This is a genomic window from Aeromonas molluscorum 848 (assembly GCF_000388115.1).
Lineage (GTDB): Bacteria > Pseudomonadota > Gammaproteobacteria > Enterobacterales > Aeromonadaceae > Aeromonas > Aeromonas molluscorum.
Genome location: NZ_AQGQ01000243.1, coordinates 1 through 4,099, shown reverse-complemented (window position 1 = coordinate 4,099; position 4,099 = coordinate 1). Strand labels below are relative to the sequence as shown.

2 protein-coding genes are annotated in these 4,099 nt (G+C 52.6%); both read left to right on the top strand.

Annotated elements, in window-relative coordinates:
- Positions 1-985 (top strand): restriction endonuclease subunit S (locus G113_RS19400; protein ID WP_005910802.1); only part of this gene is annotated, 985 nt, incomplete at its 5' end.
- Between the two features lie 100 nt (positions 986-1,085).
- A partial coding sequence (locus tag G113_RS19395) for a type I restriction endonuclease subunit R (protein ID WP_005910799.1) occupies positions 1,086-4,099 on the top strand: 3,014 nt, incomplete at its 3' end.

The following is a 4,099-nucleotide window of genomic DNA, read 5'->3' as shown; positions in this document are numbered from 1 at the left end:
TAAATTATTAGTTCCTCAACCACCATTGAATATTCAGCAACAATTGGTTAAAAGTGGAAGATTACTTGATGACAAGATAACCCTCAGCCACCAAATCAACCAGACCTTGGAGCAGATGGCTCAGGCGCTATTTAAGTCGTGGTTTGTGGACTTTGATCCGGTGGTCGATAACGCGCTGGATGCGGGCTTCTTCGATCAGGATTTAACCTTCTCTGACGAGCTACTGCGTCGTGCCGAGGCCCGTAGAGCAGTGCGTGAACACGATGACTTCAAGCCGCTACCGGAGGCAACCCGCCAACTGTTCCCCGCCGCTTTTGAGGAGTGTGCCGAACCTTCTCTTGGTCTCGGTGGCTGGGTGCCGCAGGGGTGGAAACCACGACCTGTTAGCGCACTGATTGATTTGATCGGTGGTGGGACGCCGAAAACATCTGAGGAGAGTTATTGGGGGGGAGATATCCCTTGGTTTTCTGTAGTTGATGCTCCGAATGATAGTGATGTATTCGTAATCGATACTGAGAAAAAAGTCACTGAACTAGGTGTTGAAAAATCATCAACGAAAATACTAAGAAAAGGGACGACTATTATTAGTGCAAGAGGGACTGTGGGTAAATGTGCAGTAGTTGCTACACCGATGGCAATGAATCAATCCTGCTATGGCATAGTCAGTAACAATGGAGTTAATGACTACTTCATTTATTACCTTATCCGTCAATCTGTCTCTCAGTTGCAACAAAGAAGTCATGGCTCTGTATTTAGCACGATTACAAGAGACACATTCAACAGTTTCAGTTTTTCATTTTCTGGTGAACAGATAGCCAATGAATTTGGAAAAACCATATCTCCTTGGCTTGATAAAATTCTGTCAAATAACCGGCAGGAAAGCGTCTTAGTTAGCCTCCGAGACACCTTATTACCCAAGCTGATTTCCGGTGATCTGTGTCTCGATAATATTGCCGCTGATCTCGCCAAGGAAGGTGTGGCCTAAACCAGTGGGCGACGTAGCCATTGCTGCGCCGCCCTTTCACCATCGCCGATACGCCCAGCGTTAACGAACGCTATTTGAACGAACATAAGAAGCCATTGCCATGAGCCATATTTTCACGGAAGCAAAGCTGGAACAGGCCATCATCACCCTGCTGGGCCAGCACCTTAACTCAGCTGGCCAGCCCTGTTACCCTCACTATGTCGGCAGCGATGTGCCCCGCAAAGATAACAGTGAGGTGCTGATCGCCGATGACCTGCGCAAGTACCTTGTTCGCCAGTATCAGGCCGATGGCATTACCGAAGGTGAGATTGCGGCCATTTTGCACCAGTTGCAGACCCTGCCGGCCAGCGATCTGTATCAGAGCAACAAAACCTTCTGCCACTGGCTCAGCAACGGCTTCTTGCTCAAGCGCGAAGACCGCAATCAGAAAGACCTCTATATCGAGCTGATGGATACCCGCACCTTGTCAAGCCAGTTGGCCAGGTTGTTTGCAGGGGAAGAAGTTGAGGCCGAGGCGAATAACAATATCTACCGGTTGGTCAACCAACTGGAGATTGAAGGCCAGACCCGCGATGGCGGGCTACAACTACGTATTCCCGATGGCATCTTGTACGTCAACGGCCTGCCGCTGGTGGTGTTCGAGTTCAAGTCGGCGGTGCGGGAAGAGGAGGCTACGCTCAATGACGCTTGGCGCCAGCTCTGTGTGCGCTACCGACGGGACATCCCCAAGCTGTTTGTCTATAACGCCCTCTGTATCCTCAGCGACGGGGTGAACAACAAGCTGGGCAACCTGTTTGCTCCCTACGAATTCTATTACGCATGGCGAAAGGTGACCGGCAACGAGTCCACCGAGCAGGATGGTATTAACGGGCTCTACACCTTGATTCAAGGGCTGTTCCACCCGGTCCGTTTGTTGGATGTGCTTAAGAATTTCGTCTTCTTCCCTGACACTAGCAAGCATGAGGTGAAAGTCTGTTGCCGCTATCCGCAGTATTACGCCGCCCGTAAGCTCTACTACAACATCAAGAAAGAGCGTAAGCAGATAACAGCAAGCGGTGAGAATATCGGTGGTAGCGGTAAAGGGGGAACCTACTTTGGCGCCACCGGTTGCGGCAAGAGCTACACCATGCAATTCCTGGCTCGCCTGCTGATGAAGAGTGTCGATTTTGCCAGCCCGACCATCATCCTCATTACCGACCGCACCGATCTCGATGAGCAGCTCTCCAAGCAATTCTGCAATGCCACGGCCTTTATCGGTGATGCGGTGATTGAGCCGGTCACCAGCCGTCAGGATCTGCGGGACAAGCTGGCTGGGCGCGCCAGTGGCGGGGTATTCCTCACCACCATTCACAAGTTCACCGAAGATATCCAAAAGCTCTCCGATCGCAGCAATATCATCTGTATCTCTGATGAGGCCCACCGCAGCCAGATCAACCTCGATTTGAAGCTCAGCATCGATGCTGAGAGTGGTACGGTGAAGAAGACCTATGGCTTTGCCAAGTATCTGCACGACTCGCTGCCCAATGCCACCTATGTGGGCTTTACCGGTACTCCTATCGACGCCACCCTGGATGTGTTCGGCCCCACCATCGACAGCTACACCATGACCGAGTCGGTCAACGACGAGATCACGGTGCGGATTGTTTATGAGGGGCGTGCGGCCAAGGTGATACTCGATAACAGCAAACTCGAGGCGATCGAACAGTATTACCAGGAGTGTGAAGCGCAGGGAGCTAACGATTATCAGATCGAAGAGAGCAAGAAGGCCACGGCCAGCATGAACTCTATCCTGGGCGACCCGGATCGCATTGAGGCGCTGGCCAAGGATTTTGCCAAACATTACGCGCAGCGGGTTGCGGAAGGCTCGACCGTTAAAGGCAAGGCGATGTTTGTCTGTGCCAGCCGCGAGATTGCCTATGCCTTCTATCAGAGCCTTAAAGCTCAGCGCCCCGAGTGGTTCGATCCAAAACTGGCCATCGATGGGGTCACCCTGTCCGAACAGGAGCAGAAGGAGCTGGTGCCCCTTCCCTTGGTCAATATGGTGATGACCCGTGGCCAGGATGATGCGCAGGCCATGTATGACCTGCTCGGTACCAAGGAGTACCGCAGGGAGCTGGATAAGCAGTTCAAAAACCCGAAATCCAACTTCAAGATAGCCATAGTAGTGGACATGTGGCTGACCGGCTTTGATGTGCCGGAGCTTGATACCATCTACATCGACAAGCCGCTGCAAAAGCACAACCTGATCCAGACCATCTCCCGAGTCAATCGCCGCTTTGAGGGCAAGGAGAAGGGGCTGGTGGTCGATTATATTGGCATCAAAAGCCGGATGAACATGGCGCTGGCCATGTACTCGAAGGCGGACAAGTCAAACTTTGAAGATGTTCAGCAGTCGCTGATCGAGGTGCGCAATCATCTGCATCTGCTTGGCCAGGTGTTCCATACCTTCGATAGCAGTGACTATTTCTCTGGTACGCCGACCCTGCAGCTCGACTGCCTCAACCGCGCCGCCGAGTTTGCCCTGCAGACCAAGAAGATTGAGCTGCGCTTTATGGGGTTGGTGAAACGGCTCAAGGCTGCCTATGACGTTTGCGTTGGCAGTGAGGAGATCAGCCAGGAGGAGCGTGAGCAGATCCACTTCTATCTGGCAGCGCGCTCCATCGTCTACAAGCTCACCAAGGGTGATGCGCCTGATACCGCACAGATGAATCAGAAGGTGCGGGAGATGATTGCAGAGGCCCTCAAGGCGGAAGGGGTGGAGGAGATATTCACCCTGGGTGAGGACAAGGCTGAAACCATCGATATCTTTGATGACGAGTACATGGCCCGCATCGGCAAGATCAAGCTGCCTAACACCCGGATGCAACTGCTGCAAAAAATGCTGGCCAAGGCCATCAGCGATTTTCAAAAGGTGAACCAGCTGCAGGGGATAGATTTCTCCAAGCGCTTCCAGGCGCTGGTGGAGCAGTACAACCAGCGCAAAGAGAACGATGTGCTCAACGGCGAAGAGTTCGATACCTTCACCCAGCAGATGGCCGACATGATCTACGACATCAAGACCGAGATGATGTCGTTCGCCGATATCGGCATCGATATGGAGGAGAAGGCGTTTCT